Source organism: Stenotrophomonas sp. YJH_SMC_17, assembly GCF_059371655.1.
The window spans coordinates 750,860-775,112 of sequence record NZ_JCAFUU010000001.1; the positions used below are offsets into that span (position 1 = coordinate 750,860).

Annotated in this window: 28 protein-coding genes; 19 read left to right on the top strand and 9 right to left on the bottom strand. The window is 66.9% G+C overall.

The annotated features are described in order from the left end of the window. Positions 1–31: 31 nt before the first annotated feature. On the top strand, positions 32–757 hold the full coding sequence (locus AC5P8Z_RS03520) for an enolase (RefSeq protein ID WP_495228109.1): 726 nt from the start codon (positions 32–34) through the stop codon (positions 755–757). A gap of 38 nt (positions 758–795) precedes the next feature. On the opposite strand, the gene AC5P8Z_RS03525 is transcribed toward AC5P8Z_RS03520, so the two are convergent. Beyond that, on the bottom strand, positions 796–1,242 hold the full coding sequence (locus AC5P8Z_RS03525; RefSeq protein ID WP_286071254.1) for a copper chaperone PCu(A)C: 447 nt from the start codon (positions 1,240–1,242) through the stop codon (positions 796–798). 34 nt (positions 1,243–1,276) lie between these two features. Between AC5P8Z_RS03525 and AC5P8Z_RS03530 the strand changes: the two genes are divergently transcribed. From AC5P8Z_RS03530 to AC5P8Z_RS03545, 4 genes are all read left to right on the top strand, one after another. Further along, on the top strand, positions 1,277–2,053 hold the full coding sequence (locus AC5P8Z_RS03530) for an enoyl-CoA hydratase/isomerase family protein (protein ID WP_295565568.1): 777 nt from the start codon (positions 1,277–1,279) through the stop codon (positions 2,051–2,053). Between the two features lie 88 nt (positions 2,054–2,141). After that, positions 2,142–3,062, top strand: coding sequence for an acyl-CoA thioesterase II (tesB, locus tag AC5P8Z_RS03535; RefSeq protein ID WP_005408551.1), 921 nt, complete (start codon positions 2,142–2,144; stop codon positions 3,060–3,062). A gap of 4 nt (positions 3,063–3,066) precedes the next feature. Beyond that, complete coding sequence (locus AC5P8Z_RS03540; protein WP_286071252.1) at positions 3,067–3,576, top strand: pathogenicity-like protein; 510 nt, start codon at positions 3,067–3,069, stop codon at positions 3,574–3,576. A gap of 106 nt (positions 3,577–3,682) precedes the next feature. Next, positions 3,683–4,900 (top strand): RNA polymerase sigma factor, encoded by a 1,218-nt coding sequence (locus AC5P8Z_RS03545; protein ID WP_495228111.1) that lies wholly within the window; start codon positions 3,683–3,685, stop codon positions 4,898–4,900. A 51-nt stretch (positions 4,901–4,951) separates the two neighbouring features. On the opposite strand, the gene AC5P8Z_RS03550 is transcribed toward AC5P8Z_RS03545, so the two are convergent. Then, complete coding sequence (locus AC5P8Z_RS03550) at positions 4,952–5,512, bottom strand: EF-hand domain-containing protein (RefSeq protein WP_295565566.1); 561 nt, start codon at positions 5,510–5,512, stop codon at positions 4,952–4,954. Positions 5,513–5,668: 156 nt separating this feature from the next. On the opposite strand from AC5P8Z_RS03550, the gene AC5P8Z_RS03555 reads away from it, so the two are divergent. The 3 genes from AC5P8Z_RS03555 (at position 5,669) to AC5P8Z_RS03565 (ending at position 7,974) form a co-directional block, all read left to right on the top strand. Beyond that, a complete protein-coding gene (locus tag AC5P8Z_RS03555) occupies positions 5,669–6,424 on the top strand; it encodes an arginyltransferase (protein WP_061480378.1) in 756 nt (251 codons plus the stop codon). 37 nt (positions 6,425–6,461) lie between these two features. Then, the gene (locus AC5P8Z_RS03560) at positions 6,462–7,670 is read left to right on the top strand and encodes an endonuclease/exonuclease/phosphatase family protein (protein WP_295565565.1); all 1,209 of its coding nucleotides are present in this window, start codon (positions 6,462–6,464) and stop codon (positions 7,668–7,670) included. A gap of 67 nt (positions 7,671–7,737) precedes the next feature. Then, positions 7,738–7,974 (top strand): hypothetical protein, encoded by a 237-nt coding sequence (locus tag AC5P8Z_RS03565; RefSeq protein WP_049447054.1) that lies wholly within the window; start codon positions 7,738–7,740, stop codon positions 7,972–7,974. A gap of 62 nt (positions 7,975–8,036) precedes the next feature. Here the strand turns inward: AC5P8Z_RS03565 and purT are convergent, their stop codons facing one another. Further along, entirely contained in the window at positions 8,037–9,224 is a 1,188-nt protein-coding gene (purT, locus tag AC5P8Z_RS03570; RefSeq protein ID WP_495228114.1) for a formate-dependent phosphoribosylglycinamide formyltransferase, read from the bottom strand. Positions 9,225–9,361: 137 nt separating this feature from the next. Here purT and AC5P8Z_RS03575 point away from each other — a divergent pair, with 137 nt between their 5' ends. Genes AC5P8Z_RS03575 through AC5P8Z_RS03600 form a run of 6 tightly spaced genes read left to right on the top strand, consistent with a single transcriptional unit; the run spans position 9,362 to position 13,345 of the window. Beyond that, a complete protein-coding gene (locus tag AC5P8Z_RS03575; RefSeq protein WP_286071247.1) occupies positions 9,362–10,243 on the top strand; it encodes an SPFH domain-containing protein in 882 nt (293 codons plus the stop codon). A 45-nt stretch (positions 10,244–10,288) separates the two neighbouring features. Beyond that, complete coding sequence (locus AC5P8Z_RS03580) at positions 10,289–10,468, top strand: type II toxin-antitoxin system antitoxin (protein WP_286071246.1); 180 nt, start codon at positions 10,289–10,291, stop codon at positions 10,466–10,468. Then, positions 10,465–10,644, top strand: a complete 180-nt coding sequence (locus tag AC5P8Z_RS03585) for a DUF4177 domain-containing protein (protein WP_197595361.1) — start codon at positions 10,465–10,467, stop codon at positions 10,642–10,644. Before AC5P8Z_RS03580 ends, AC5P8Z_RS03585 begins: the two co-directional genes overlap by 4 nt. A gap of 2 nt (positions 10,645–10,646) precedes the next feature. Next, a complete protein-coding gene (locus AC5P8Z_RS03590) occupies positions 10,647–11,936 on the top strand; it encodes an alpha/beta hydrolase family protein (protein ID WP_495228116.1) in 1,290 nt (429 codons plus the stop codon). Then, complete coding sequence (locus AC5P8Z_RS03595; RefSeq protein WP_495228118.1) at positions 11,933–12,526, top strand: PH domain-containing protein; 594 nt, start codon at positions 11,933–11,935, stop codon at positions 12,524–12,526. The genes AC5P8Z_RS03590 and AC5P8Z_RS03595 overlap by 4 nt, the downstream gene beginning before the upstream one ends. Before the next feature lie 9 nt (positions 12,527–12,535). Next, positions 12,536–13,345, top strand: coding sequence for a M15 family metallopeptidase (locus AC5P8Z_RS03600; protein ID WP_495228120.1), 810 nt, complete (start codon positions 12,536–12,538; stop codon positions 13,343–13,345). Between the two features lie 394 nt (positions 13,346–13,739). Here the strand turns inward: AC5P8Z_RS03600 and AC5P8Z_RS03605 are convergent, their stop codons facing one another. The 4 genes from AC5P8Z_RS03605 to AC5P8Z_RS03620 form a co-directional block, all read right to left on the bottom strand. After that, positions 13,740–14,111 (bottom strand): DUF423 domain-containing protein, encoded by a 372-nt coding sequence (locus AC5P8Z_RS03605; RefSeq protein WP_180881002.1) that lies wholly within the window; start codon positions 14,109–14,111, stop codon positions 13,740–13,742. Between the two features lie 106 nt (positions 14,112–14,217). Continuing rightward, positions 14,218–15,291: a polyketide cyclase gene (locus AC5P8Z_RS03610; protein ID WP_495228122.1), complete on the bottom strand. Its 1,074-nt coding sequence runs from the start codon at positions 15,289–15,291 to the stop codon at positions 14,218–14,220. A gap of 233 nt (positions 15,292–15,524) precedes the next feature. After that, positions 15,525–16,166 carry a response regulator gene (locus tag AC5P8Z_RS03615; RefSeq protein WP_005408537.1) on the bottom strand — a complete coding sequence of 214 codons (642 nt, stop codon included), beginning with the start codon at positions 16,164–16,166 and terminating at the stop codon, positions 15,525–15,527. Then, complete coding sequence (locus AC5P8Z_RS03620) at positions 16,166–17,362, bottom strand: sensor histidine kinase (protein WP_495228124.1); 1,197 nt, start codon at positions 17,360–17,362, stop codon at positions 16,166–16,168. Before AC5P8Z_RS03620 ends, AC5P8Z_RS03615 begins: the two co-directional genes overlap by 1 nt. Before the next feature lie 150 nt (positions 17,363–17,512). Between AC5P8Z_RS03620 and AC5P8Z_RS03625 the strand changes: the two genes are divergently transcribed. From AC5P8Z_RS03625 to AC5P8Z_RS03645, 5 genes are read left to right on the top strand one after another with little or no spacing between them, the layout of a single operon-like run. Further along, positions 17,513–18,109 carry a GNAT family N-acetyltransferase gene (locus AC5P8Z_RS03625; RefSeq protein ID WP_005408535.1) on the top strand — a complete coding sequence of 199 codons (597 nt, stop codon included), beginning with the start codon at positions 17,513–17,515 and terminating at the stop codon, positions 18,107–18,109. Next, entirely contained in the window at positions 18,055–18,900 is an 846-nt protein-coding gene (minC, locus tag AC5P8Z_RS03630) for a septum site-determining protein MinC (RefSeq protein ID WP_286071238.1), read from the top strand. Before AC5P8Z_RS03625 ends, minC begins: the two co-directional genes overlap by 55 nt. Before the next feature lie 37 nt (positions 18,901–18,937). Then, positions 18,938–19,747: a septum site-determining protein MinD gene (gene minD, locus AC5P8Z_RS03635; protein ID WP_057496225.1), complete on the top strand. Its 810-nt coding sequence runs from the start codon at positions 18,938–18,940 to the stop codon at positions 19,745–19,747. Positions 19,748–19,749: 2 nt separating this feature from the next. Continuing rightward, the gene (minE, locus tag AC5P8Z_RS03640) at positions 19,750–20,010 is read left to right on the top strand and encodes a cell division topological specificity factor MinE (RefSeq protein ID WP_005408532.1); all 261 of its coding nucleotides are present in this window, start codon (positions 19,750–19,752) and stop codon (positions 20,008–20,010) included. 46 nt (positions 20,011–20,056) lie between these two features. Then, complete coding sequence (locus AC5P8Z_RS03645) at positions 20,057–20,539, top strand: hypothetical protein (RefSeq protein WP_286071237.1); 483 nt, start codon at positions 20,057–20,059, stop codon at positions 20,537–20,539. A 143-nt stretch (positions 20,540–20,682) separates the two neighbouring features. Here AC5P8Z_RS03645 and AC5P8Z_RS03650 read toward each other — a convergent pair whose 3' ends face one another. Then, positions 20,683–21,927, bottom strand: a complete 1,245-nt coding sequence (locus AC5P8Z_RS03650) for a DUF819 family protein (RefSeq protein WP_286071236.1) — start codon at positions 21,925–21,927, stop codon at positions 20,683–20,685. Between the two features lie 127 nt (positions 21,928–22,054). After that, a complete protein-coding gene (locus tag AC5P8Z_RS03655; RefSeq protein ID WP_286071235.1) occupies positions 22,055–24,133 on the bottom strand; it encodes an alpha/beta hydrolase family protein in 2,079 nt (692 codons plus the stop codon). Positions 24,134–24,253 lie beyond the last annotated feature (120 nt).

Genomic DNA, 24,253 nt, shown 5'->3' on the forward strand with positions numbered 1-24,253 from the left:
CGGCATTACCGACACTGATCAAAGGACTGACATGATCCACCAGACTGAACTGCGCGACCTGCTGCCCGGCATGGTCCCCTTCCCCGCCGAGGTCTTCCCTGCCGATCAGGCGTGGCTCGCGCAGCACCTGCTGCCGCTGCTGAAGATCGACCTTGGCGTACTGCGCCCGGAACTGGCTGGCCAGGTGGCGACGATGCTGTGCCCGATCGAGCCCTATGACGGCTGCATCGGCGAGACCACCGAAGCGCACCACAACGACTTTACCGGCACCAACTGGATCGCCTTCGAACTGACCGACGGCAACGAGATGCGCTTCCTCGGCAACGAGGGCTATTTCATCGGCGACCAGGTGGATGACAAGTACGCGCGTGAGCACATCGCACAGATGCGCGAGAGCTATGCCAGGGCGCGCGACTACCATGCCACGCACGGGCGCCTGGCCTGCTACTCGCGCTTCGGCAAGGGCGAACCCAGCGAGCGCGATTATCTGGATACGTTGGGCGGCCCGATCGGTTTCGGAAACTGGACCGAGACCGCAGAGATTCCCGCGGCATTCGAGCTGGGCTTCACCGAGGCTGCCGATGACCCCGACGCCCCGGATGACGCCGAAACGGTGATCATCACCCGCAACGGCAACAAGTTCTTTGCCGTGGCAGATGTCGCTGGCTACAACTGGTGCGCAACTGGTGCCGATGCCATCGTGATGTTGTACGAACCGGTGAGCCGCACGGTGCTGTTCTCGTACGACTGGACGTAGCATCCCGCCGGGCATGACCCGGCGAAACGGGCGACGCGTTACGGCGCGACCTTGCGCACCGTCAACGCCGCACTGGCTTCACCACCGCCCTCCAACTGCAGCCGCAGCGGCAACGCCTGCCCCTCCTTCAGCGCGCCCCGGCCCTGCATCAGCATCAGGTGCAGGCCGCCCGGCTTGAGTTCGGCACGCGCGCCGGCTGCCAGCGGCAGGCGCTCGATCGCGCGCATCCGGCTGACGCCATCGACGATCGTGGTCTCGTGCAGCGACACGTCGCCAAACACCGCGCTGCTTGCACCGGTGATCACCACCGCCTTGCCGCAGCCGTTGTGGATGACGCCGTAGCCAGCGGTCATCGGCATCGCGGGATTCGGTGGCAACCGCGCCCAGCCCTGCTCCACCGTGACGCAGGCCGTTTCTGCGGCCGAGGCCGATGCTGCAGCCGCACACAGAACCAACAGTACGCCAACGAATGGTTTGGTTATCATCGCCCAGGTTCCTTCTTCGCAACGAGACCGCAGCATGACGACGCTCATCGAGGTGATCAACCATGGCCCCATCCGCGAACTGCGGCTGGCGCGGCCGCCGGTCAACGCACTGGACACCGAACTGTGCCGGCAGTTGATCCACGCCATCGAGCTGGCGATGGCCGAAGACGCGCACGGCATCGTGCTGTCGGGCAGCGAGCGCATCTTCACCGGCGGCATGGACGTGCCGCATCTGCTCTCGCATGGCGATGACAAGCACAAGTTGCTGGACACCTGGAACGCCTTCTTTGGCGCCGTGCGCACGCTGGCGGAGAGCCGCATCCCGGTGGTCGCGGCGATCACCGGCCACGCCCCGGCCGGCGGCTGCGTGCTGGCCCTGTGCTGCGACTACCGGGTGATGGCGCGCAGCGCCGATCCATCGAAGCCGTATGCCATCGGCCTGAACGAAGTGCAGGTCGGCCTGATCGCACCGGAGGGCATCCAACGCCTGCTGCGCCGTGCGGTAGGCGTGCACCGTGCCGGCGTGCTGCTGACCACCGGCTCGCTGGTGCCGGCCGAACAGGCGCTGCAGATCGGCCTGGTCGATGAACTGGCCGAAGGCGATCTGGTGGTGGCACGCGCCATCGCCTGGCTGCAGGACCTGCTCAAGCAGCCGCGCCAGCCGATGCTGCTGACCCGCGCCATCGCCCGCGCCGACCTGCACGAAGCGCTGCACCCGGACCTGATCCAGCTGGACCGCTTCGTCGAGGCCTGGTTCGCCCCGGACGCGCAGAATGCCCTGCAGGCCCTGGTCGCCCGGCTGGGCAGATAACGTTCGCCCGCGCCCGGGGTCAGATCCCGTTCGCAATGCGAAAGGGATCTGACCCTTGACCGGTATAATCAGGCCCTCTTTCACTGCTGTGGCCGCCCCCTTGAACGACACGCCCGAACCCGTCGTCTCCGAGCTGATCGACCTGCTCACGCTGGAGCGGCTGGAGGACAACCTGTTCCGCGGGCAGAGCCGCGACATCGGCACCAAGTACGTGTTCGGCGGGCAGGTGCTGGGCCAGGCGCTGGCCGCCGCGCAGGCCACGGTCGACAACGGCCGCCACGTGCATTCGCTGCACGCCTATTTCCTGCGCGCCGGCAACATCGACCACCCGATCGTCTACGACGTGGACCGCACCCGTGATGGCGGCAGCTTCTCGGTGCGCCGGGTCACCGCGATCCAGCACGGCAAGGTGATCTTCTTCTGCGCGGCTTCGTTCCAGCAGGCCGAAACCGGTGCCGAGCACCAGCACAAGATGCCCGAAGTGCCGCAACCGGAAGACATCGAGCCGAACCGGCCGCTGCCGGCCGAAGTGCTGGAACGGTTGCCGATCAAGGTGCAGCGCTGGCTGTCACGCGGCGGCCCGTTCGAGTTCCGCCACGTCTACCCACGTGATGAACTGAATCCGCCCAAGCGCCCGCCCTATCACCAGGTATGGCTGCGCCTGAGCGAGCCGGTCGGCGATGCACCGGAACTGCATCAGGCGCTGCTGGCCTATGCCTCCGATTTCCACCTGCTGGGCACGGCGACCTTCCCGCACGGCATCAGCTATTACCACCCACACGTGCAGATGGCCTCGCTCGACCACGCGATCTGGTTCCATCGCCCGTTCCGCGCCGACGACTGGCTGCTGTACTCGCTGGACAGCCCCAGCGCGCAGGATTCGCGCGGCCTGGCCCGCGGCCAGTTCTTCACCCGCAATGGCGTGCTGGTGGCCAGTACCGCGCAGGAAGGGCTTATCCGCGTGGTTCCCGACCAGGCCGCGGCCGCCGCCGTGCCGGCCAAGGAGTAAACCGATGCGCCAGATCTTCAGCAGCCAGCGCGTGGAAACCGTCGAAGGCGTGGCCGAGCTGCTGCGCGGGCACGGCATCGACGTCAAGGTGACCAACGGGCGCTCGTACAAGACCCGCCGCCGTGGTCAGTTCAGCTATACCGACCTGGGCAACGCCAACGCCTACCCGGCCGTGTGGATCGTGCGCGCCGACGATCAGCCGCGCGCGCGCGAAATCCTGCGCGAGGCCCGCCTGCTCGACACCACCCGCCGCGATCATCCCACCGCCGAGTTCGCTTTCCGCGACGCACCGGAAGCGGGCAGCGGCGGCCGCAGTTGGGCCTGGCGCATCCGCATCGCCCTGCTGGTAGTGATTGCCGGCGTGGCGCTGGTGATCGGCCTGCGCCATCGTGGTGCTCCGGCTCCGGCGGCACCGGCCCCTGCCCCGCAGGCCCAGCCTCAGCAGGCCCAGCCGGCCCCGCAGGCCGCGCCGGAAGAGGAAGAAGTGCGGGTCCGCATCCAGCCCTCGAAATGACGAACGGGTAGTGCCGGCCGCTGGCCGGCACTACCGTGCAGAAGGCCGGTCACACTTCGCACGCGGCTCCGTCATGGGACACAATCCCAGCAGGAGAGCCGCCGCCATGACGACGTTCGCCGTATCGATCGACCAGACCCTGGACCGCGAGCTGCCGGCGGCCGCCGGCGGCTGCCAGCACGCCTATGGCCGTATCGTGCTCGCCTGCCAGAACACCGTCACCGCCATTGCCCTGGCCATCACCCGCGACCGCCAGGCCAGCGAGGACATCGCCCAGGAAGCCTTCGTGAAGGGCTGGCAGCAGCTGCACCAGCTGCGCAGCTCGACCAGCTTCCTGCCGTGGCTGCGGCAGATCACCCGCAACCTGGCCCGCGACTGGTTGCGTGCGCAACGTGGCCGGCCCCTGACCGGCGAGGCGGCCGAGGTGGCACTGGGCATGGCCGCCGATCCGTCGCCGAGCACGGCCGACCGGTTGCAGCGCGTGGAAGAGGAGATCGCCGCCGAGGACATCATCTCCGCCCTGCCCGCCGACAGCCGCGAAGTACTGCTGCTGTACTACCGCGAGGGCCAGCGCTCGCAGCAGGTGGCCGACCTGCTCGGGCTCAGCGACGCGGCGGTACGCAAGCGCCTGTCGCGTGCCCGCGGCCTGGTCCGCGAAGGACTGCTGCAGCGTTTCGGCGAGTTCGCCCGCAGCAGCGCGCCCAGTGCGGCGTTCGCCACCACGGTGGTGTCGATGGTGCTGGTGGCCGCGCCCGGCACCGCCAGTGCCGCAATCCTGCTCGGCACCGGTGTCGGCATCGGTGGCAGCAAGCTCAGCCTCGGTGGCGCCAGTGCCGCCGGCGGTACCGCGATGGGCTCGCTGACCGCCGCACTGGGGCAACTGCACGTGATGCCGGCTGAAAGCTGGGGAGCGGTCATCGGTGGCGTGGTCGGCGGCACGGTCGGCAGCTACTTCGGTGGACGCTTCCTGATGTCGTACGCCCGCAGCGAGGCCGAGCGCGCCGACGTCCGCCATTTCCTCTATCTCAATATCGGCACCTGCATGCTCTGGTGCCTGACGATCCTGATGGCAGTGCTGCTGCAGGCGCCGCTCTGGGCCGTCCTGCTGGTGCAGGTCGCGGGCCTGGCCGTAGTCAACTACCAGTGCCTGGTACCGCTGCAGCGGCTGATGGCGCCGATGATCGCGCGTGACTCGCTGCAGCGCGGGCTCACCGGGACCAACTGGAAGTACGAGGCCATGTACGGCCGCACCGGCATCATTGCCATGAACCTGATGGTCATCGCGCTTGTGCTGTATTCGCTGGTGCGGAGCGGCCGGCTGTAACGGACAACGCCGGCGATGCGCCGGCGTTGTCGTCAATCACTGCATTGAAACTCAGCGCTGCGGCTTCGGCGCGCTGCCATCACGCGGGCCACCGTGGCGCGGGCCGCCGTGCATCGGGCCCTTGGCCGCGTCGAACTCGGCCTTGCTCAGCTGGCCGTCCTTGTTGGTGTCGGCGGCGGCGAACCAGGCATCACGCATCTGCTTCATGCGCAGCTCGCGATCGGCCTTGTCCAGGTAACCGTCCTTGTTGACATCGAGCTGATCGAAACGGGCAGCCAGGCGCGGATCGGCCTTGGCTTCCTCGCGGCTGATGCGACCGTCCTTGTTGACGTCCAGCTTGGCCCAGCGTTCACCGCCATGGCCACGGCGGCCGTGCTTCCAGCGCGGCATCTCGTCGCGCGAGAGCTTGCCGTCCTTGTTCTTGTCCAGTTCGTCGAACTTCGCAGCCAGGCGCGGGTTTGCAGCCGCCTCGCTACGGTCGATGACGCCGTCGCCGTTGGTGTCCAGCTTGGCCGGGCGCTGCGCCGGTGCGGTCGGGGTGTCGGCCGCCAGCGCGATACCGGAAGCGGAGGTGCCGAGCAGCAGGGCCAGCAGCAGGGGGGTACGGATCATGAGGTCACTCCTGGAGATGGGAATTGCGTCGGGGTGGTCACTTCACCCTCGGGGAACAACAACGCCCGGGCGTGGCATCGGTTGACGCCGCGGCCGGTTCCATTCATCCGGCGGACAGTCGCCGCCACTGCGACGGGCTGGGGCTATGCTGTGCCCATGGCGATACACGGCGACAGAGACGACGAACTGCGGCTTTTCCAGACCGGCGAGCACCCCTGCGGGTACTGGTCGGACCGGGTGGCGCGCGACCTGGTGCTGGACCCGCACGACCGTCGCCTCGGCGGCCTGTATCCGCTGGCCCTGAGCTGGGGCTTCCGACGCAGCGGCGATCTGGTCTACCGCCCGCATTGCGCGCACTGCCAGGCCTGCGTGGCAGTACGCATCCCCGTGGCCCGCTTCGCCCCGGACCGCAGCCAGCGCCGTTGCGCCGCCCGCAATGACGACCTGGAGGTGCGGATCACCGCCGCCACCGCCCGCGACGACCTGTTCGCGCTGTATCACCGCTACCTCACCCACCGCCACGCCAATGGCGGCATGGACGACCATGGGCCGCACGAGTTCGAGCAGTTCCTGATCGGCAGCTGGTCGCACACCCGCTTCATGGAAATGCGCCTGCCCGGGCACGACGGCCAGCCCAGCCAGCTGCTGGGGGTGGCGGTGACCGACGTGACCGAGCATGGCCTGTCGGCGGTCTACACCTTCTTCGACCCGGACCACGCCGCACGCGGGCTGGGCACCTTCGCGATCCTGCAGCAGATCGAGTGGGCCCGCCGCGAAGGGCTGCCGCACGTGTACCTGGGCTACTGGATCCGCGGCCACCAGAAGATGGACTACAAGCGCCGCTTCCATCCGCTGGAGGCCTACGACGGCCGCCGCTGGCACGATTTCGACAACGAACTGGACGGGCGCTGACAAACCGCTGACACCAGGCCGGGTGCAGAATAGGGGGATGAACGCCAAACCCCTGATCCTCGCCCTGGCCCTGCTCTGCGGCGCCACCGCCCCCGCCTTCGCCACGTCCCCCGCGATGACCGAAAAGCCGTCCACTGCGCTGCGCCTGGCCACCTACAACACTTCGCTGTACTCCGACGACGCCGGCGGCCTGATCAAGGAGCTGGAAGGCGACAGCGAGCACGCGCGCAAGATTGCCGCCGTGCTGCAGCAGGTGCGCCCGGACCTGGTGCTGCTGAACGAGTTCGACTTCGACGATGCCCACCGCGCCGCCGACCTGTTCCAGAAGCGCTACCTGGAAGTGGCCCAGCCCGGCGGCGGCAAGCCGCTGCACTTCGCCTACCGCTACCTGGCCCCGGTCAACACCGGCGTGCCCAGCGGCCTGGACCTGGACAACAACGGCGTGGTCGGCGGCGAAGGCCGCAGCCGCGGCAACGATGCGTGGGGTTACGGCCTGCACCCGGGCCAGTACGGCATGCTGGTGCTGTCGCGTTACCCGATCGATGAAGCCAAGGTGCGCAGTTTCCAGCTGCTGAAGTGGAGCGCGATGCCCGGCGCGATCCGCCCGGTCGATCCGCGCACCGGAAAGAGCTTCTACAACGACCACGTGTGGTCGCAGCTGCGCCTGTCGTCGAAATCGCATTGGGACGTGCCGGTGAAGACCCCCGCCGGTGTGGTCCACGCGCTGGTCTCGCACCCGACCCCGCCGGTGTTCGACGGCCCGGAGAAGCGCAACGCGGCGCGCAACCACGACGAACTGCGCCTGTGGCAGGAGTACCTCTCCAAGGGTAACAAGCCGTGGTTGTGCGACGACAAGGGCCAATGCGGTGGCCTGGCGCAGGACGCACGCTTTGTGATCCTGGGCGACCTGAACAACGACCCCGTCGACGGCGATGGCCGCCATGAAGCGATCGTCGAGCTGATCGAGAACGCCCGCGTGCTGCGCTACCCCACCCCGCGCAGCATCGGCGGCGAGCAGACCAGCCTGGCCTATGCGGCCAAGGGCATCGAGCGCAAGGGCGCACCGTTCCACGCCACCGGCGATTTCGGCCCGAAGTCCGGCACCATGCGCCTGGACTACGTGCTGCCCTCGACCGGTTTCGACTACGTGGGCAGCGGCATCTTCTGGCCGGCCAATGAAAGCCCGGAAGCGAAGATCGCCGACGGCAGCGACCACCACCTGGTGTGGGTGGACGTGAAGCCGTAAGGCGTCCTTACAGAAGGCGGCGTCCCTTTGTTAGAGTCCAGCAACGGAACGGCAAGGGGAGCCACACGTGAAGAAGAATCTGCTGATCATTGCCGGCGTTGCTGCGGTGATCGCGTTGCTGATGGCCATGCGCCAAAGATGGGTATTCACCCTGCTGCCGCTGGTGCTGATCGGCCTGATTCCGGCCGCAGTTGCCTGCTGGAAGGGCTACGCCGATCGCTTCGGTACCTGGTGGCTCTATGGTTCGACGCTGGGCATCGTCGCAATCATTCATGTGACCGTGCTGCCATGGCGTAGGCGCTAGTACTTGCAACGGCGATTGCAGAGCCGAACCTGTGCTCGGCTCTGCAAAAAGCTGATGCAGGTTCAGGGGCGCAGTTCGACACCGATGGCGTCGGCTGCATCACGCGCGATGGCTCGCGCTTCGTCGATGGTTTCAGCGCGCGCCAGGGTCACGCCCACGCGGCGATGGCCGTGCACGCTCGGCTTGCCGAACAGGCGCACGGCGGTGTCCGGCACCTGCAGCGCGGCGGCGACGTTGTTGAAGTACGGCACGCCCTCGCCATGCGCCAGCAGCGCGCACGACGCCGACGGGCCGCTCTGGCGGATCACGGGGATCGGCAGGCCGAGGATGGCGCGCGCATGCAGCGCGAACTCGCTCAACTCCTGCGATACCAGCGTCACCAGGCCGGTGTCGTGCGGGCGCGGCGACACTTCGCTGAACCACACTTCGTCGCCCTTCACGAACAGCTCCACGCCGAACAGGCCCCAGCCGCCAAGGTCGTCGGTGATCGCATGTGAGATCTCCTCGGCACGTGCCAGTGCCGCGCTCGACATCGGCTGCGGCTGCCAGCTTTCGCGGTAGTCGCCGTCCTTCTGCAGGTGGCCGATCGGCGCGCAGAACGACGTCCCGCCAGCGTGGCGCACGGTCAGCAGGGTGATCTCGTAATCGAAATCGATGAAACCTTCGACGATGCAGCGGCCAGCACCGGCACGGCCGCCGGTCTGCGCATACTCCCAGGCCGGGGCGATGTCCGCCTCGCTGCGCAGGGTGCTCTGGCCCTTGCCCGAGGACGACATCACCGGCTTGACCACGCACGGCAGGCCAATGGCGGCCACCGCGGCGCGGTACTCGGCCTCGGTATCGACGAAGCGGTACGGCGAGGTCGGCAGGCCCAGGGTCTCGGCGGCCAGGCGGCGGATGCCTTCGCGGTCCATCGTCAGGCGCGCGGCGCGCGCGGTCGGGATCACCCGCAGGCCCTGCTCCTGCTCCAGCTGGACCAGGGTCTCGGTGTGGATCGCCTCGATCTCCGGCACTACCAGGTGCGGCTGTTCCTGGGCAATCAGCGCGCGCAGCGCCATCGCGTCCAGCATGTCGATCACATGCGCGCGGTGCGCAACCTGCATGGCCGGCGCATCGGCGTAGCGGTCGGCCGCGATCACTTCCACGCCCAGCCGCTGCAGTTCGATGGCCACCTCCTTGCCGAGTTCGCCCGAGCCCAGCAGCAGCACGCGGGTGGCGGAGGGAGACAACGGGGTTCCAAGCTTGGCCATGGCGGTTCCAGCAGCGATGTGAAGGCGGGTGGGCATTCTAGCTGGCCGGGCACCCCGGCCATGGCATCCGACGAACGGTAGTCGACAAGTGATATCACTTTGATATCTTCAATTCGAACCCTCAAGGACGTACCGCCATGAAAGAGAAGTCGCTTGCCTCCCTCAACGGCCTCGGCACCCTGGCCGGATCCCTGCTGGCCGCGCTGGCCGGCGGCGCGCTGTTCGTACTGGGGGTGGCGGCCAAGGCCAGCACCGGCTCGCCCAACCTGCTGCTGATGCTGGCCGGCGTGCTGGTCATCGTCGCTGCGGTGTTCATCCTGGCCGGCCTGTACACCATCCAGCCCAACCAGGCCGCCGTGCTGAGCCTGTTCGGCAAGTACGTGGGCACGGTCAAGGACAATGGCCTGCGCTGGAACAACCCCTTCTATGCCAAGCGCCGGGTCAGCCAGCGCGTGCGCAACTTCGAAAGTGGCAAGCTGAAGGTGAACGAGCTGGACGGCAGCCCGATCGAGATCGCCGCAGTGATCGTCTGGCAGGTGGTCGACGCCTCCGAAGCGGTCTACAACGTGGACGACTACGAGAGCTTCGTGCACATCCAGTCCGAATCGGCACTGCGCGCGATGGCCACCAGCTATCCCTACGACCAGCACGAGGATGGCCAGCTGGCACTGCGCAGCCACGCCAGCGAGATCTCCCAGCACCTGAAGAACGAGCTGGCCGAACGCCTGGCCGATGCCGGCGTGCAGGTGATCGACGCGCGCATCAGCCACCTTGCCTACGCCGCCGAGATCGCCCAGGCCATGCTGCAGCGCCAACAGGCCAACGCCGTGATCGCCGCGCGCACGCGCATCGTGGCCGGTGCGGTCGGCATGGTCGAAATGGCCCTGGCCGAACTGCAGAAGAACGGCGTGGTGGAGCTGGACGAGGAACGCAAGGCGCACATGGTCAGCAACCTGCTGACCGTGCTGTGCTCGGACCGCGGCACCCAGCCGATCGTCAACGCCGGTTCGCTGTACTGAACCACCCTCGCAACGGGGCGCCCCACCGCCCCGCCAGGAGTTTTCATGAGTGAGAAGAAAGCCTATCCGCTGCGCATCAACGCCGAGGTCCTGGCCGCGGCACAGCGCTGGGCTGACGACGAACTGCGCAGCCTCAACGCGCAGATCGAATACGTGCTGCGCGACGCACTGCGCAAGGCAGGACGCCTGCCAAAACCCACGCCATCGCCGGAGAACAAGGAATGAGCACGCGCTGGAGTTACCAGACAATTGAAGTGAAGACCTCGATGATGGGCGTCCTCAAGGCCGAGGACATCCAGAGTGAACTGACCCGCCAGGGCCTGCTGGGCTGGGAACTGGTCAACATCATCATTCCGGCGCCGATGCGCCCGGCCATGCTGGTCTTCAAGAAGGAGCAGTAGCCATGTCCCGTCATCGCAGACTGCTCATGTTGTCACTGGCTCTGCTGACTGCCCCGGCCGTCGCTGCTGAACCACAACAGGTAGCCAATCGGCTGCTGGACCACCTGCAGGCCGGCCAGATCGCCGACGCGGAGGCGATGCTGACCACGCAGATGGCCGAGGCCGTTCCAGCCGACAAGCTGGGCGCGCTGTGGAAGTCACTGGGTGACCTGCAGCAGCGAGGTGCCCCCGAAGTCAGTACGCAGCAGGGCATGCACCTGGTGGTGGTGCCGCTGCAGTTCGCCAGCGGTCGCGTCGTTGCGCAGGTGGTGGTGGATGCACAGGACAAGGTGGCCGGCCTGATGCTGCGGCCCGCTGCAGCCGACAAGGCACCACCGCCACCGGCCGATGCCCACTACAGCGAAGTGGATTTCAGCGTGCCGCAGGCACGCGGCGCCTTGCCCGGCACCCTGGCGCTGCCGAAGGGGAAAGGCCCGTTCCCGGCGGTCGTGCTTGTGCATGGCTCGGGTCCGCAGGATCGCGATGAGACGATCGGTGGCAGCCGCCCGTTCCTCGATGTTGCCCGCGGCCTGGCGGCCCAGGGCATCGCCGTGCTGCGCTATGACAAGCGCACCTTCGCCCGTCCGCAGGATTTCGCCAACGACCGCTTCACCGTCGATGACGAAACCACGCTGGATGCGGAGGCTGCACTGGCCAGCCTGGCCGCCGACCCGCGCATCGACCGCAAGCGCGTGTTCGTGATGGGCCACAGCCAGGGCGGCATGCTCGCCCCGCGCATCGCCAGCCGCTGGCCGCAGGCGCGCGGCGCGATCCTCTGGGCCGCGCCTGCACGCACCCTGCTGGAACTGCTGCCGGAACAGAACCGCTACCTGATGGCACTGGACGGCAGCATCAGTGCGCCCGAGCAGGCCTTCCTCGACCGCCTTGACGCCCAGATCGCCGCAGCACGCAGTGATACACAGGCGCCAGCGAGCGAACTGCCACTGGGCGTTCCTCAATCGTTCTGGAAGAGCGTGGAGGCGGTCAACGCACGGGCCGATGCACAGGCCCTGCACAAACCACTGCTGATGCTGCACGGCGGCCGCGATTTCCAGGTACCCGATGCCGACTGGGTGCTGTGGCAGAAGGCGCTGGCCGGCCGCAGCGACGTGCAGTGGCAGGCCTATCCGGCGCTCAACCACATCGGCATTGCCGGCAGCGGCCCCAGCTCGCTGCAGGAATACGCGCAACCGGGCCATGTCGATGCGACGCTGATCGATGACGTGGCCAGCTGGATCAAGGTGCAGCGATGAACGGCAGCGATCCGAAGCGCTTCGACGTGGCGGAGAGCTCGCCGTTCCGCGTGCTGTGGGTAGTCCTGCCGCTGCTGCTGGCCTTCGCCATCAGCGTCTACGCGCAGCTGCACACCGCCCGCGACAACGCGCCGTGGATGGAAGTGACCCTGTCGCCGCCGTGGTTCCGCATGGGCGGCAGCGCGGCATGGAGCCTGGTGATGATCGCCGCGCTCGGTGTCGGGCTGGGCCTGGCCTTCTTCCGGCGCCGGGTGGAGTTCGATGGCGACGTGCTGGACGTCCGTTCAACGATGTACCGACGGCGCGTGCCGGTGGCGCAGCTGCGACTGGACCAGGCCGAGGTGGTCGACCTCGGCCGCGACCGGCGCTATGGCATCCGCTTCAAGACCAACGGTTATTCGATGCCCGGCTTCCATTCCGGCCACTTCCGCCTGCTGGGCGGCGACAAGGGCTTTGCCCTGGTCACCGACCGCAGCCGCGTCCTGGTGCTGCCGGTACGCGATGGCAGCGCGCTGCTGCTCAGCCTGGACCGGCCACAGGCGCTGCTGGAGGCACTGCGCAAGGTGGCCGCACTGGCACCACAGCAGTAAGCTGAAGCGATGCAACGACGCCCGCCCCTGCTGATCAATACCGAAGCCATCGAGCTGTGGCCCGCTGGTCTGCTGCGCGCACGCAGCACTACCGATGCGCGCCTGCTGGCACAGGCGCAATGGGTGCTGCGGCGCAAGCGTGATGGCCGCTACCTGGCAGCGGTGCTGGCGCGCGGCGTGCATTCGCTGGTGCCGCGCCTGCCGCGCGAGCCCGGCGTCGAGGACGCTCTGGCGCTGCTGGATGCGCGGAATGTACGGCCGTTCACCGCGTCGCTGGAAGATCGATGGCTGCCATTGGCCGGGCTGCAGCAGCGCCTGCAGCAGCTCGGCCTGGACCCGCAGCGTTACGCCGACGACAGTGGCCTGCCGCTCGAACCCGAACCTTGCCTGCTGCACTTCGCCGGCCGTGATCGTTTCGCCCGCCCCCTTTGGCTGCGCCGCGACGCCGCACAGGGCTGGCGACGCATGCGCCTGCACGCAGCGCGGGATGGCATCGCACTGGATGCCATCTCCGGCTTCCGCAGCCACGCCTACCAACTGGGCATTTTCGAACGGAAGCACGCGCGCGGCCTGAGCGTGGCGGAGATCCTGAAGGTCAATGCGGCGCCGGGCTTCAGTGAACATCACAGCGGCTACGCGCTGGACATCGGAACACCGGGCGATGCGCCGGCCGAGGAATCGTTCGAAGCCACCGACGCGTTCGCGTGGCTGCAGGCGAATGCCAGCGGGCATGGCTTCCATCTGAGCTACCCCCGCGAGAATCCGCACGGGATCGTCTACGAACCGTGGCACTGGTGCTGGAAGCCGGCCACCAGCTGAGCCCCTCGTGGCAGCCGCAAGGCGAACTTCATGGAGCTCTCCGGGCGGATTGCGCGCGCGCCCACCACGAGATGGAACAAGAAGGCAAAGACAGAAGCCGGTCGCTTCGCTCGAAGCCTCTATAACGGATCAGCGCGCGGCTGTTGGGTTCGCCTTCAAGCGAGCCGAGCACCGCAGGTCCGGCGAGGGCGAAGCGGTGCGGGTGTCTGAGCGCAGCGAGTTCCCGCACCGTCCCTCGAGGGGCCGAGAAGCGCAGGGGACCGGTGCGCAGCACCGGCTCGCGGCCGGCGGCGCGTTTCTTTTGGTTACTTTTCTTTTCGCGCGAAAGGAAAAGTAACGCCCATGAACGGTGCAGATCGCATCAGCATGGATCGAAGCAACAGCGTCGACTCAGTCACCGCCTCAATGCATTGATCGCCAGCAGCACCCATCCGGCCATCATGCTGGTGCCACCAATCGGCGCCATCCGCGTCGGCCACTGCCACAACGCGCCGCCCACCAGGCTGCCGGAAAACAGCAGCACGCCCAGCAGCAGCACGTACAGCGCCAGATGCGCGATCGCGCCCTGCGCGCGCGGTCCGAGTGCCACCAGCACCGCGCCATGCGCGAACGCATACAGCGCGGCCATGTTCAGATGCTGCTGTGCCAGCGGATCGGCCACCCCGTGCGAGGCGTAGGCGGACAGGCCGATCGAGGCGGCCGCCAGCAGCGCGCCAACACAGGCCAGCAGGGAAGGCTTACGTGCGCGACGTTCCAGATTGAACATGAGGGCTCCTTGCGCAGCGCCCTTGCCCGGGGCGCCAGATGAAAAAAAAACGCGCCGCAATGAGCGGCGCGTTTTCGTGTCCAACATCACATGGGTCAGCCGAGGCTTACTTGACGGCCCAGTAGATGTCGTAGGTACCTTCCGGGGTGAACGACTTGTCGATGCCGTCCTTCCAGGATTCGTACGGACGGTCGATCACTTCGTTGCCCGAGGTCACGGCCCAGGCGCGCAGGCCGTTGCGGGCCACGTCCAGACCCGCCATGTGGCCGGTGTAGGCCGCATGTGCCGAACGGTGCGGAGCAACGTGCAGGTACTTCACCGGAGCGCCGCCGTCGATCTTGACGGTCAGGGCTTCAGCGGTGGCACCTTCGGTACCCTTCTTCTTCACCGGCTGGGCGACGTCGAAGGCGTACTTCTCCTGGCCGAAGTCGGTGGTGATGATGCGGAACGGACCGGCGGCTTCAAGGCCATTGGCCTCCATCACGCGCTTGATCCACTCCTGGTTGTCCTTGATGGACTTGGTGATCGTGTCCTGACCGCGGTCCACGTTACCGGCGTTGACGACCAGCAGGTCTTCCGCCGGCACATCGACGATGGCCAGATCGGTCAGCGGGGCTTCCGGGGTGCGGTAGTCGACGTTCGGCACGGTCGCCAGCATGTTGGCCATGCGCGACAGACCCATCTTGATGTCGTCGCCGATCTGGCGGCTGACATACAGGCCTGCGTAACGGCCGAACAGGTCGAAGCCGTACTTCACCGAGTAGTCCTGGGTGATCTTGACGTTGCGGCCGCCCTTGCCGGTCGGCTCCAGGGTGAAGGTGGTGACCTTGTCGTGACCCTTGGTGCCATCTTCGATGGCGATCGCAACGCGCTTGTTCTCTTCGGCGTCGGTGATCTTCCAGGAACCGGTGCCCAGGTCCTTGGAGGTGAAGTCGAGGGTGGCGCCCTTGCCGGAGGCCGGGCCGGACAGCTTCAGTTCAACGGCGGGATCGCGCAGTACCAGCGGGTTCCAGTCCTTGAAGCGGCGCAGGCTGCTGACCGTGTCGTACACGATCGTCATCTTGCGGTTGGTCTCGATGCTTTCGGTGATGTGACGCTCGCCCGGCAGACAGACGCCAATAATGACGAACAGGCCAGCCACGATCCCCAAGGCGATCAGGAACTCGATAATACGGGTCATTCAGAGAGTCTCCGGGGCCGATCCCACGGCCGGGTTGATTGAAGCGAAGCGCCAATCCTAGCAGGCTTCGCGGGCATTGTTTATCGGGATTGGCGCACCGGTTTCCCTGCCGGCTGCGTATTTGTATGGACAAAGAGTTCGAAGGGTAACGCATACGCCACCCGGCAAGTAGGGGGCAACCTTGGCCGCAACCCCCTGCCACCACCCAAGCCTTTGTACCAGAACGGTTTTTCTCAGACCAACTGGAGTTCGAACGCCTTCAGCACGGCACGCGTACGGTCGCGCACGCCCAGCTTGGAGAGGATGTTGGACACGTGGTTCTTGATCGTGCCCTCGGCCACGCCCAGCGAGTTGGCGATCTCCTTGTTGGAGAAGCCGCTGGCCATCAGCCGCAGGATCTCGGTCTCACGGTCGGTCAGCGGGTCCGGGCGGTCCAGGCTGACGAACTCGTTGCGCATGTGCTCCAGGCCCGACAGCAGGCGCTGGGTCACGGCCGGCTGCACCAGCGAGCCGCCCTCGGCCACGGTGCGGATGGCACCGACCAGCTGCGCCAGGGTGACATCCTTGAGCAGGTAGCCTTTGGCACCGGCCTTGAGCCCGGCCAGCACCAGCTGGTCGTCGTCGAAGGTGGTGAGGATGATGGTCGGCGGCAGCTGTTCCTGCCGCGACAGCACCTGCAGCGCTTCCAGTCCGGACATCACCGGCATGCGCATGTCCATCAGGACCACGTCGGGACGTACCTGCGGTATCAGCTCGACCGCCTGCCGGCCGTCGCCAGCTTCGGCCACCACCTCGATGCCGTCGTCGAGCGCCAGCAGGGAGCGGATTCCCTGCCGCACCAGGGTTTGGTCGTCGACCAGGCAGACGCGAATCATCAACGTACTCCTTCAGGAACCTTGGTAAGGGCGGCCACCAGCACCGTTGCAGGTACGGTCGCGCGCACCCGGAAGCCTTCGCCGGGACGGGTCTCGATCTGCAGCTGGCCACCACATTGTTGCAGGCGCTCGCGCATGCCGCGCAAGCCATTGCCCACGTTGACCATATCCGCGCCGACGCCGTCGTCGCGGGCTTCCACCACCACCCGGTCGGGGGCTTCACGGTACACCTTGATCCAAAGGTGGCGGGCACCGGCATGGCGCACCGCGTTGGTGATGATCTCCTGCGTGCAGCGCAGCAGCACGTGGGCCCGCTGCGGGTCCTCCACGTTCAGTGGGTCCTCGATATCCAGCTGGATGTCCAGCGAGGGGACGTTATCGGTAAGCGGGCGCAGCGCCGCGCCCAGCTCGATCGCGCCGGTCTCGCGCAGCTGGCTGACCACCTCGCGCACGTTGCCCAGCAGCAGTTTGGCCAATGCATGGGAGCGCTTCACATGCTCCAGCGCCTGCCCTTCGGCCAGGTGCCCAGCCACTTCCAGGTTCAGGGTCAGCGCGGTCAGCTGGTGGCCCAGAAGGTCATGCAGTTCGCGCGAGATGCGGGTGCGCTCATTGACGCGGGCACTCTCGGCCAGCAGGGCGCGGGTGGCACGCAGCTCTGAATTGAGCCGGCGCTGTTCGTCGCGCGCCTCGGTCTGTTGGCGGGCAACCAGGCTTGTCACGAAGATGAACATGGAGAAGCCGCCATACAGCAGCGACTGCATCACCGCTTCGAACAGCGGGAAGCGCAGCAGCATGTAGTAGACCGGGGCCACCGCCAGCTGGCTGACCAGCAGCCACAGCACGCCCAGCCGCACCGACAGCATCCACGGGATGACCCCGGCGGCCACCATCATCAGGATGCTGCCCAGGCCCGAACCGCTGAGGAAGCTGACCCCCAGCGCCGAGATCGTCAGCAGCAACAGCAGCCCGCGGTCCAGCCAGCTGGTGTGGCTGTCGCTGCGCAGGATGCGGGTCAGCCAGTAATAGGAGGTACCGAAGGACAGATAGGCGACGAACAGCAGGACCGCCCAGCCCCCCATGTCGCCGCGGCTGTGCAGGTTCTCGAACTGCGAGTACGCCAAGGGCAGACCGACCATGACCCAGGTGAACAGGCCGGCCAGGCGGAGGACGCGGGTATGGCTGAGGACTCCCAACATGCCAGCACTCTACGGGCCCGGCCTGCACACCGCACCCCACGGAAGTCATGCCTGCCCGGTCGCCTGTTCATGCCGCAGCCCACCCCGGGCATGCAATAATCGTGCGCAGGGTCCCTTGATGGACCAACCGCGTTACCCCACGGAGTCACAATGTCGATTGTCATCCGCGACGTGCGCGAGCACGAGCTCGATTCCGTCCTGGCTTTGAACAACAACGCTGGCCTGGCCATCCTTCCCCTGGATGCGGCCCGCCTGCGCCTGTTCTACGAAACCGCTGAGTATTTCCGCGTCGCCGAGCGCGACGGCAACCTGGCCGGCTTCCTGATCGGCTTCGGCAGCGACAGCCAGCACGACAGCAGCAACTTCGCCTGGTTCAAGCAGCAGCTGGACACCCCGTTCTTCTACATCGACCGCATCGTGGTCGCCAGCCGCCGTCGTGGCGGTGGCGTCGGCCGTGCCTTCTATGCCGACGCGCAGAGCTTTGCCGAGCTGCGCTACCCGCAGATGACCTGCGAAGTGTTCCTTGACCACGGCGCCGATGCCGCCCTGCTCTTCCACGGCAGCTTCGGCTTCCGCGAGCTGGGCCAGAACACCATGGCCCAGGTCGATGTGCGTGCCAGCATGCTGGCCAAGGAACTGTGCAGCTACCCGTGGGTCCAGGAGACCTACGGCGGCAAGCTGCCGGATGTGGCATGGACACGCGCCCGGCAGCTGCCGGCGCAGGCACAGCGGCCGACGGGGACCTGAGCGTGGCGGTGAATTTCGATTACGAACAGGCCGGTGAACTGAAGATCGGCCAGGTGGGCATCGCCAACCTGCGCATCCGTACCCTTGATGTCGAGCGCCTTGTGCAGGAAATGCGCGAGCGCGTGACCCGTGCGCCGAAGCTGTTCGGCCGCGCGGCGGTGATCCTCGATTTCGGCGGCCTGAGCCAGGTGCCGGACGTGGCCACCGCGCAGGCACTGGTCGATGGCCTGCGCAGCGCCGGCGTGCTGCCGGTGGCGCTGGCCTATGGCACCAGCGCGGTCGACCTGCTCTCGCAGCAGCTCGGCCTGCCGCTGCTGGCCAAGTTCCGTGCCCAGTACGAACGTGCCGAGGCCGAAGCGGCCCCGCCGCCGCCCGCGCCGGAACCGCGTCGCGCCGTGCGCGCCGAACCGAAGCCAGCCCCGGCCGCACCGGTGGCCAAGGTCGCCGATGCGGCCGCACCGCAGCCGGGCCGCATGCAGCTGGGCAACGTGCGTTCGGGCCAGCAGCTGTACGCGGAGAACTGCGACCTGACCGTGATGGCCACCGTCGGCGCCGGCGCCGAGGTCATCGCCGATGGCAGCATCCATATCTACGGCACCCTGCGCGGCCGCGCGCTGGCAGGGGCCCAGGGCAACACCGCGGCACGCATCTTCTGCCGTGATTTCCATGCGGAACTGGTGGCCATTGCAGGCCACTACAAGGTACTGGACGATGTTCCGGACAACCTGCGCGGCAAGGCCGTGCAGGTGTGGCTGGAGCAGGACCAGATCAAGATCGCTGCGCTGGACTGACGCAGCCCCAAACTAATGCAGAACCAGGAGAAGTCCTTTGGCTGAAATCATCGTAGTCACCTCCGGCAAGGGCGGCGTGGGCAAGACCACTTCCAGCGCGAGCCTGGCCTGTGGCCTGGCGCGGCGCGGCAAGAAGGTGGCGGTGATCGACTTCGACGTCGGCCTGCGCAACCTCGACCTGATCATGGGCTGCGAACGCCGCGTGGTGTACGACTTCGTCAACGTCGTGCACGGCGAAGCCACCCTCAAGCAGGCCCTGATCAAGGACAAGCGCTTTGACAACCTGTACGTGCTGGCCGCCTCGCAGACCCGCGACAAGGATGCACTGACCCAGGAAGGCGTGGGCAAGGTGCTGAAGGACCTGGCCGCCGACGGCTTCGACTACATCATCTGCGACTCGCCGGCCGGCATCGAGAAGGGTGCGTTCCTGGCGATGTACTTCGCCGACCGTGCGGTGGTAGTGGTGAACCCGGAAGTGTCCTCGGTGCGCGACTCCGACCGCATCATCGGCCTGCTGGACTCGAAGACCCACAAGGCCGAATCCGGCCAGAACGTGCCCGCCTTCCTGCTGCTGACCCGCTACACCCCGCTGCGCGTGGAAACCGGTGAAATGCTGAGCATCGCCGACGTCGAGGAAGTGCTGGGCCTGAAGGCCATCGGCGTGATCCCCGAATCGGGCGACGTGCTCAATGCCTCCAACAAGGGCGAACCGGTGATCCTGGATGTCGAATCCGCAGCCGGCCAGGCCTATGACGACGCCGTCGCGCGCATCCTCGGCGAAGATCGCCCGATGCGCTTCACCAACGTCGAGAAGAAGGGCTTCTTCAGCAAGCTGTTCGGAGGGTAAGCATGGGCCTGTTCGATTTCCTCAAAGCGAAGAAGACCACCGCCGAAACCGCGAAGAACCGCCTGCAGATCATCATCGCGCAGGAACGCAGCCACCGCGGTGGCCCGGACTACCTGCCGCTGCTGCAGCGCGAGCTGCTGGAAGTGATCAAGAAGTACGTGAACATCGACGTCGACGCGGTGAAGGTCGACCTGGTGAAGGATGGCCAGCACGATGTGCTGGACATCTCCGTGGCGCTGCCTGAAGGCCCGGACAAACCCTGATGCCCTGCCCCGCCCGTGCCTGCATGGGCGGGGCTGCGTGAGCTGCATGACCGATACGACAACCGCCGCGGACATCACCTGCGTGGGCGACATCGCCTTCGCCGACGCCCAGTGCCTGCTCGCCGCGCATGGCCTGCTGCTGCACCATGTGGCCGCAGGCGAACCGATTCCCGGCAGCTACTGGGGAGAGCCCGAGGCGGGCATCATCGCCAGCAATGTCTATGTGCGCGATGACACCCCCGTGCATTCGATGCTGCACGAAGCCTGCCACCTGATCGTATTGCCACCGGAACGGCGCGCGCAGGTGCATACCGACGCCACCGATTCGGTGGCCGAGGAAGATGCGACCTGCTACCTGCAGATCGTGCTGGCCGGGCGGTTGCCGGGTGTGGGAAGTGCGCGGTTGATGGCCGACATGGATGCCTGGGGGTACACGTATCGGCTGGGGTCTACGAAAGCGTGGTTCGAGCAGGACGCCGAAGACGCAAAGGCGTGGCTGGTCGAACGCGGATTGCTGCAGGCGGCGTAACCGCCGCTGGTGGGTGCGGACCTTGGTCCGCACCATTCGCGCATGGCGTGGCTCTACTGTAGCGCCGAGCCCATGCTCGGCTGCTTTTGCATTCGTGCAGGTGACGACGAGGAGCAGCCGAGCATGGGCTCGGCTCTACAGGATCACCCCTGCCCGGCCAGCGCGCGCAGGGTGATGCCAACGATGTAGGCCAGGTACGTGCCGGTCGCATAGCCCATCGTGCCCAGCAGCACGCCCACCGGTGCCAGCGCCGGATGGAACGCCGCAGCCACCACCGGTGCCGAGGCCGGGCCACCGATGTTCGACTGCGAGCCGATGGCGAAGTAGAAGAACGGCACTTTCAGCAGCTTGCCCAGGCACCACAGCAGCACGATGTGCACGCTGATCCAGATGATGCCCAGCAGGAACAACCATGGGCGATCCAGCAGCGCCAGCAGATCCATCTGCATGCCGATGCAGGCGATGAGGAAATACAGCAGCAGCGAACCCAGCCGCGACGCGCCCGCCCCTTCCAGGTTGCGCGCACGGGTGAAACTGAGACTGAGGCCGAACGTGGTCGACAGCACCACCACCCACACGAACGGCGCATCCAGGCTGAACTGCGCAGCCCAGCCGACATTCGCCTTGAACCATGCCGCCAGGGGCGCCCCGATCGCGTGTGCAAGGCCGACGCCACCGAAGGCCACCGCCACGATCAGCATCAGGTCGGTGAGGCTGGGAATGCGCTCGTGCTCGGCCTGGAAGCGCGCAATGCGCTCCTTCAGCTCATCGATGGCCGAGGTATCAGCACCACTGCGTGCGTCGATCTTCGCCGCGCGCCCGGCCAGGAAGATCAGCGCGGCCATCCACACGTAACCGACACCCACGTCGACCACCGCGAACTGGCCGAACGTGGTCGCGTTGACGTCGAACACTTCACGCATGGCCAGCATGTTGGCGCCGCCACCGATCCAGCTGCCCGCCAACGCGGCCATGCCGGCCCAGGTGTCACCGGCCACGGTTTCCGGATGCACCGCGCGCATCAGCAGGAAGGCCACCACCGCACCGAGCATGATGCTGGCCGAAGCGCCCAGGTACATCAGCACCAGCTTCGGGCCGAGCCGCAGGATGCCCTTGATGTCGACCGCCAGGGTGAGCAGGATCAGCGCCGCCGGCAGCAGGATGTCGCGCGCGATCGGGTTGTAGAGCTTGGTGTTCTGCCCGTCGATCAGGCCGACGGTGTTGTAGATGCCGGGAATCAGGTAGCACAGCAGCAGCGCCGGCACGAACGTGTAGAAGCGCTTCCACAGGCCCTGCTCGCGCGAGGCGGTCCAGAACACGGCGCCGAGGGTGGCGGCGATCAAACCGAAGACGACGATGTCGTTCTGGATCAGAGCAGTCGAAGGCATGCATGCGCTCATGTAGAGCCGAGCCATGCTCGGCTGCTGTTGGCGGGAAAGGAGGCACAGAGCAGCCGAGCATGGCTCGGCTCTACAACAAGCAGAGCGCCGCCCCGGGGGTCGGCGCTGGACCGGCTTATTCGCCGATGTGCTGCTTCAGCCAGGCGTTGACGGTGTCATGCCACAGGATGCTGTTGTTCGGCTTCAGCACCCAGTGGTTTTCATCCGGGAAGTACAGGAACTTCGATTCGATGCCCTGGCGCTGTGCAGCGGTGAACGCAGCCAGGCCCTGCTCGACCGGAATGCGGAAGTCCTGCTGGCCGTGGATCACCAGGATCGGCTTCTTCCAGTCCGCCACGTGGTTGACCGGGTTGAACTTCTCGTAGTTCGCCGCCTTCTGGTACGGGGTACCGCCCTGCTCCCACTCGGTGAACCACAGTTCTTCGGTGGCGTAACCCATCATGCGCTGGTCGAACACGCCGTCATGGTTGACCAGGCACTTGAACGGGCTGTTCCAGTTACCGGCGATCCAGTTGACCATGAAGCCGCCGTAGCTGGCGCCCAGCGCACAGGCCTTGTCACCGTTGAGGAAGGAATACTTCTTCAGCGCTGCGTCCCAGCCCTTCTGCAGGTCTTCCAGGGGGCGGTCGCCCCAGTGCTGGCTGATTGCATCGGTGAAGGCCTGGCCGTAGCCGGTGGAGCCGTGGAAGTCGATCATCACCACCGCATAGCCCTGCCCAGCGTAGGTCTGCGGGTTCCAGCGGTAGCTCCAGCCGTTGCCGAAGCTGCCCTGCGGGCCGCCGTGGATCAGGAACGCGACCGGGTAGGACTTGCCTTCCTGGTAGTTGTGCGGCTTGACCACGTAGCCGTGCACCGTGTCGTTGTTCCAGCCCTTGAACTCGAACTGCTCGTAGTCGCCGAAGGACACGTCCTTCAGCACGTCGCCAGCGGCCGGGGTCAGCGCGCGCAGCTCGCCGATCGGCTGGCCCGCGGCCGGGAGCAGGCCGACCAGCACCTGGTCGTTGCTCTTCAGGCTGTTGCGGGTGATGGCCACGCTGTTGCCGGCCACGTCCACGGCAGTAACGCTGCCATCGCCGATCAGCTTGGTGGCCTTGCCGCTGGCCACGTCGATCTGGAACAGCGGGTGCTCGCCGAGGTCATCGGCGGTGGTGTAGATGCTGGCGCCGTCAGCGGACAGGGCGATGCCACCGGCCGAACGGTCCCACTGCGGGGCAATCTCGCGGGTCTTGCCGCTGGCCAGGTCCATCGCCATCAGGCCGAAGCGGTCGGCCTCGAAGCCCGGGCGCTTCATCGCACGGTAGAACAGGGTCTTGCCGTCGGCACTGAACACCGGGCCGGCATCCCAGGCGGGATTGGACGCGGTCAGGTTCACCGGCGCCTGCTTGCCGGCAGCGTCGAAGCGGTACAGGTCGAAATTGGTCGACCACGGCTCCTGCTTGCCGGCCACGCGGATGCTGGCCACCACGCTGGCGCCATCCGGCGACCACACGAAATCGTCATTGCCACCGAACGGCTTGGACGGTGCATCACCATCGATGGTGGCGCTCAGCGCCGAAGCGCCCTTGACCGGACCGGCCTTGGCGGCCGGTAGCGGCGCCACGAACAGGGTGTTGCGGCGGCCGTCGTTCCAGGCATCCCAGTGGCGCACGAACAGCGAATCGAAGACCTTGCCGCTGGCCTTGGCGCCGGCGATGTCCTTCAGCTTCTTCTCGGTGCAGGCCAGGTCCGAGGCGCAGGCCTGGAACACGCCGGCGCTGAACAGCACGCGGTCGTCCTGCGGCGACACGTGGTAGCTGTCCACGTCGACCGCGAAATCGGTCAGCTGGCGCGGGGTGCCACCGCTGAGCGGCTGGGCGTACAGCTGCTGGCTGCCGTTCTTGGCGCTGAGGAAATACACGGTCTGGCCATCGGCCGACAGCGAGGCGGAATTGACGTTCCAGCCGGCCGGGGTGATCTGCTTCGGCGGTGCCGCGTCGCGGGTGCGCAGGTTGCGCGCGAACAGCGCGGTGGAGGCCTTCAGGTTGGCGTCCACGCTGCGCTTGGCGAACACCACGGTGCCACCGTCCGCGGTCAGTACCGGCGCGGAAACGCGGTCCATGGCCACCATGTCGCGGACTTCCAGGCCACGGGCAGCGGCAACGCTGGGCAGGGCGGCCAGCAGGCTCAGTGGCAGCAGGGCATGACGCAGTTTCATCGGGGTCTCCGCAGGACGGCAAAAAACCGATGGTAGGCCCGTGCGGCCGGGGCTGCCAAGGCCATCGGTCATGGCTGCCCGCGGGGGCTCGTCCCACCGCCAGAAAAAGCAAACCGCGCC

Coding starts and splice junctions, on each gene's coding strand:
- minC (WP_286071238.1), top strand. CDS start 18,055: ATGGACACGCGCCCGGCAGCTGCCGGCGCAGGCACAGCGGCCGACGGG.
- AC5P8Z_RS03615 (WP_005408537.1), bottom strand. CDS start 16,166: ATGATTCGCGTCTGCCTGGTCGACGACCAAACCCTGGTGCGGCAGGGA.
- AC5P8Z_RS03545 (WP_495228111.1), top strand. CDS start 3,683: ATGACGACGTTCGCCGTATCGATCGACCAGACCCTGGACCGCGAGCTG.
- minE (WP_005408532.1), top strand. CDS start 19,750: ATGGGCCTGTTCGATTTCCTCAAAGCGAAGAAGACCACCGCCGAAACC.
- AC5P8Z_RS03645 (WP_286071237.1), top strand. CDS start 20,057: ATGACCGATACGACAACCGCCGCGGACATCACCTGCGTGGGCGACATC.
- AC5P8Z_RS03550 (WP_295565566.1), bottom strand. CDS start 5,512: ATGATCCGTACCCCCCTGCTGCTGGCCCTGCTGCTCGGCACCTCCGCT.
- AC5P8Z_RS03540 (WP_286071252.1), top strand. CDS start 3,067: ATGCGCCAGATCTTCAGCAGCCAGCGCGTGGAAACCGTCGAAGGCGTG.
- AC5P8Z_RS03520 (WP_495228109.1), top strand. CDS start 32: ATGATCCACCAGACTGAACTGCGCGACCTGCTGCCCGGCATGGTCCCC.
- AC5P8Z_RS03625 (WP_005408535.1), top strand. CDS start 17,513: ATGTCGATTGTCATCCGCGACGTGCGCGAGCACGAGCTCGATTCCGTC.
- AC5P8Z_RS03605 (WP_180881002.1), bottom strand. CDS start 14,111: ATGTTCAATCTGGAACGTCGCGCACGTAAGCCTTCCCTGCTGGCCTGT.
- AC5P8Z_RS03590 (WP_495228116.1), top strand. CDS start 10,647: ATGTCCCGTCATCGCAGACTGCTCATGTTGTCACTGGCTCTGCTGACT.
- AC5P8Z_RS03525 (WP_286071254.1), bottom strand. CDS start 1,242: ATGATAACCAAACCATTCGTTGGCGTACTGTTGGTTCTGTGTGCGGCT.
- AC5P8Z_RS03650 (WP_286071236.1), bottom strand. CDS start 21,927: ATGCCTTCGACTGCTCTGATCCAGAACGACATCGTCGTCTTCGGTTTG.
- AC5P8Z_RS03655 (WP_286071235.1), bottom strand. CDS start 24,133: ATGAAACTGCGTCATGCCCTGCTGCCACTGAGCCTGCTGGCCGCCCTG.
- AC5P8Z_RS03580 (WP_286071246.1), top strand. CDS start 10,289: ATGAGTGAGAAGAAAGCCTATCCGCTGCGCATCAACGCCGAGGTCCTG.
- AC5P8Z_RS03530 (WP_295565568.1), top strand. CDS start 1,277: ATGACGACGCTCATCGAGGTGATCAACCATGGCCCCATCCGCGAACTG.
- AC5P8Z_RS03575 (WP_286071247.1), top strand. CDS start 9,362: ATGAAAGAGAAGTCGCTTGCCTCCCTCAACGGCCTCGGCACCCTGGCC.
- AC5P8Z_RS03600 (WP_495228120.1), top strand. CDS start 12,536: ATGCAACGACGCCCGCCCCTGCTGATCAATACCGAAGCCATCGAGCTG.
- AC5P8Z_RS03585 (WP_197595361.1), top strand. CDS start 10,465: ATGAGCACGCGCTGGAGTTACCAGACAATTGAAGTGAAGACCTCGATG.
- AC5P8Z_RS03560 (WP_295565565.1), top strand. CDS start 6,462: ATGAACGCCAAACCCCTGATCCTCGCCCTGGCCCTGCTCTGCGGCGCC.
- AC5P8Z_RS03620 (WP_495228124.1), bottom strand. CDS start 17,362: ATGTTGGGAGTCCTCAGCCATACCCGCGTCCTCCGCCTGGCCGGCCTG.
- AC5P8Z_RS03610 (WP_495228122.1), bottom strand. CDS start 15,291: ATGACCCGTATTATCGAGTTCCTGATCGCCTTGGGGATCGTGGCTGGC.
- AC5P8Z_RS03595 (WP_495228118.1), top strand. CDS start 11,933: ATGAACGGCAGCGATCCGAAGCGCTTCGACGTGGCGGAGAGCTCGCCG.
- purT (WP_495228114.1), bottom strand. CDS start 9,224: ATGGCCAAGCTTGGAACCCCGTTGTCTCCCTCCGCCACCCGCGTGCTG.
- AC5P8Z_RS03555 (WP_061480378.1), top strand. CDS start 5,669: ATGGCGATACACGGCGACAGAGACGACGAACTGCGGCTTTTCCAGACC.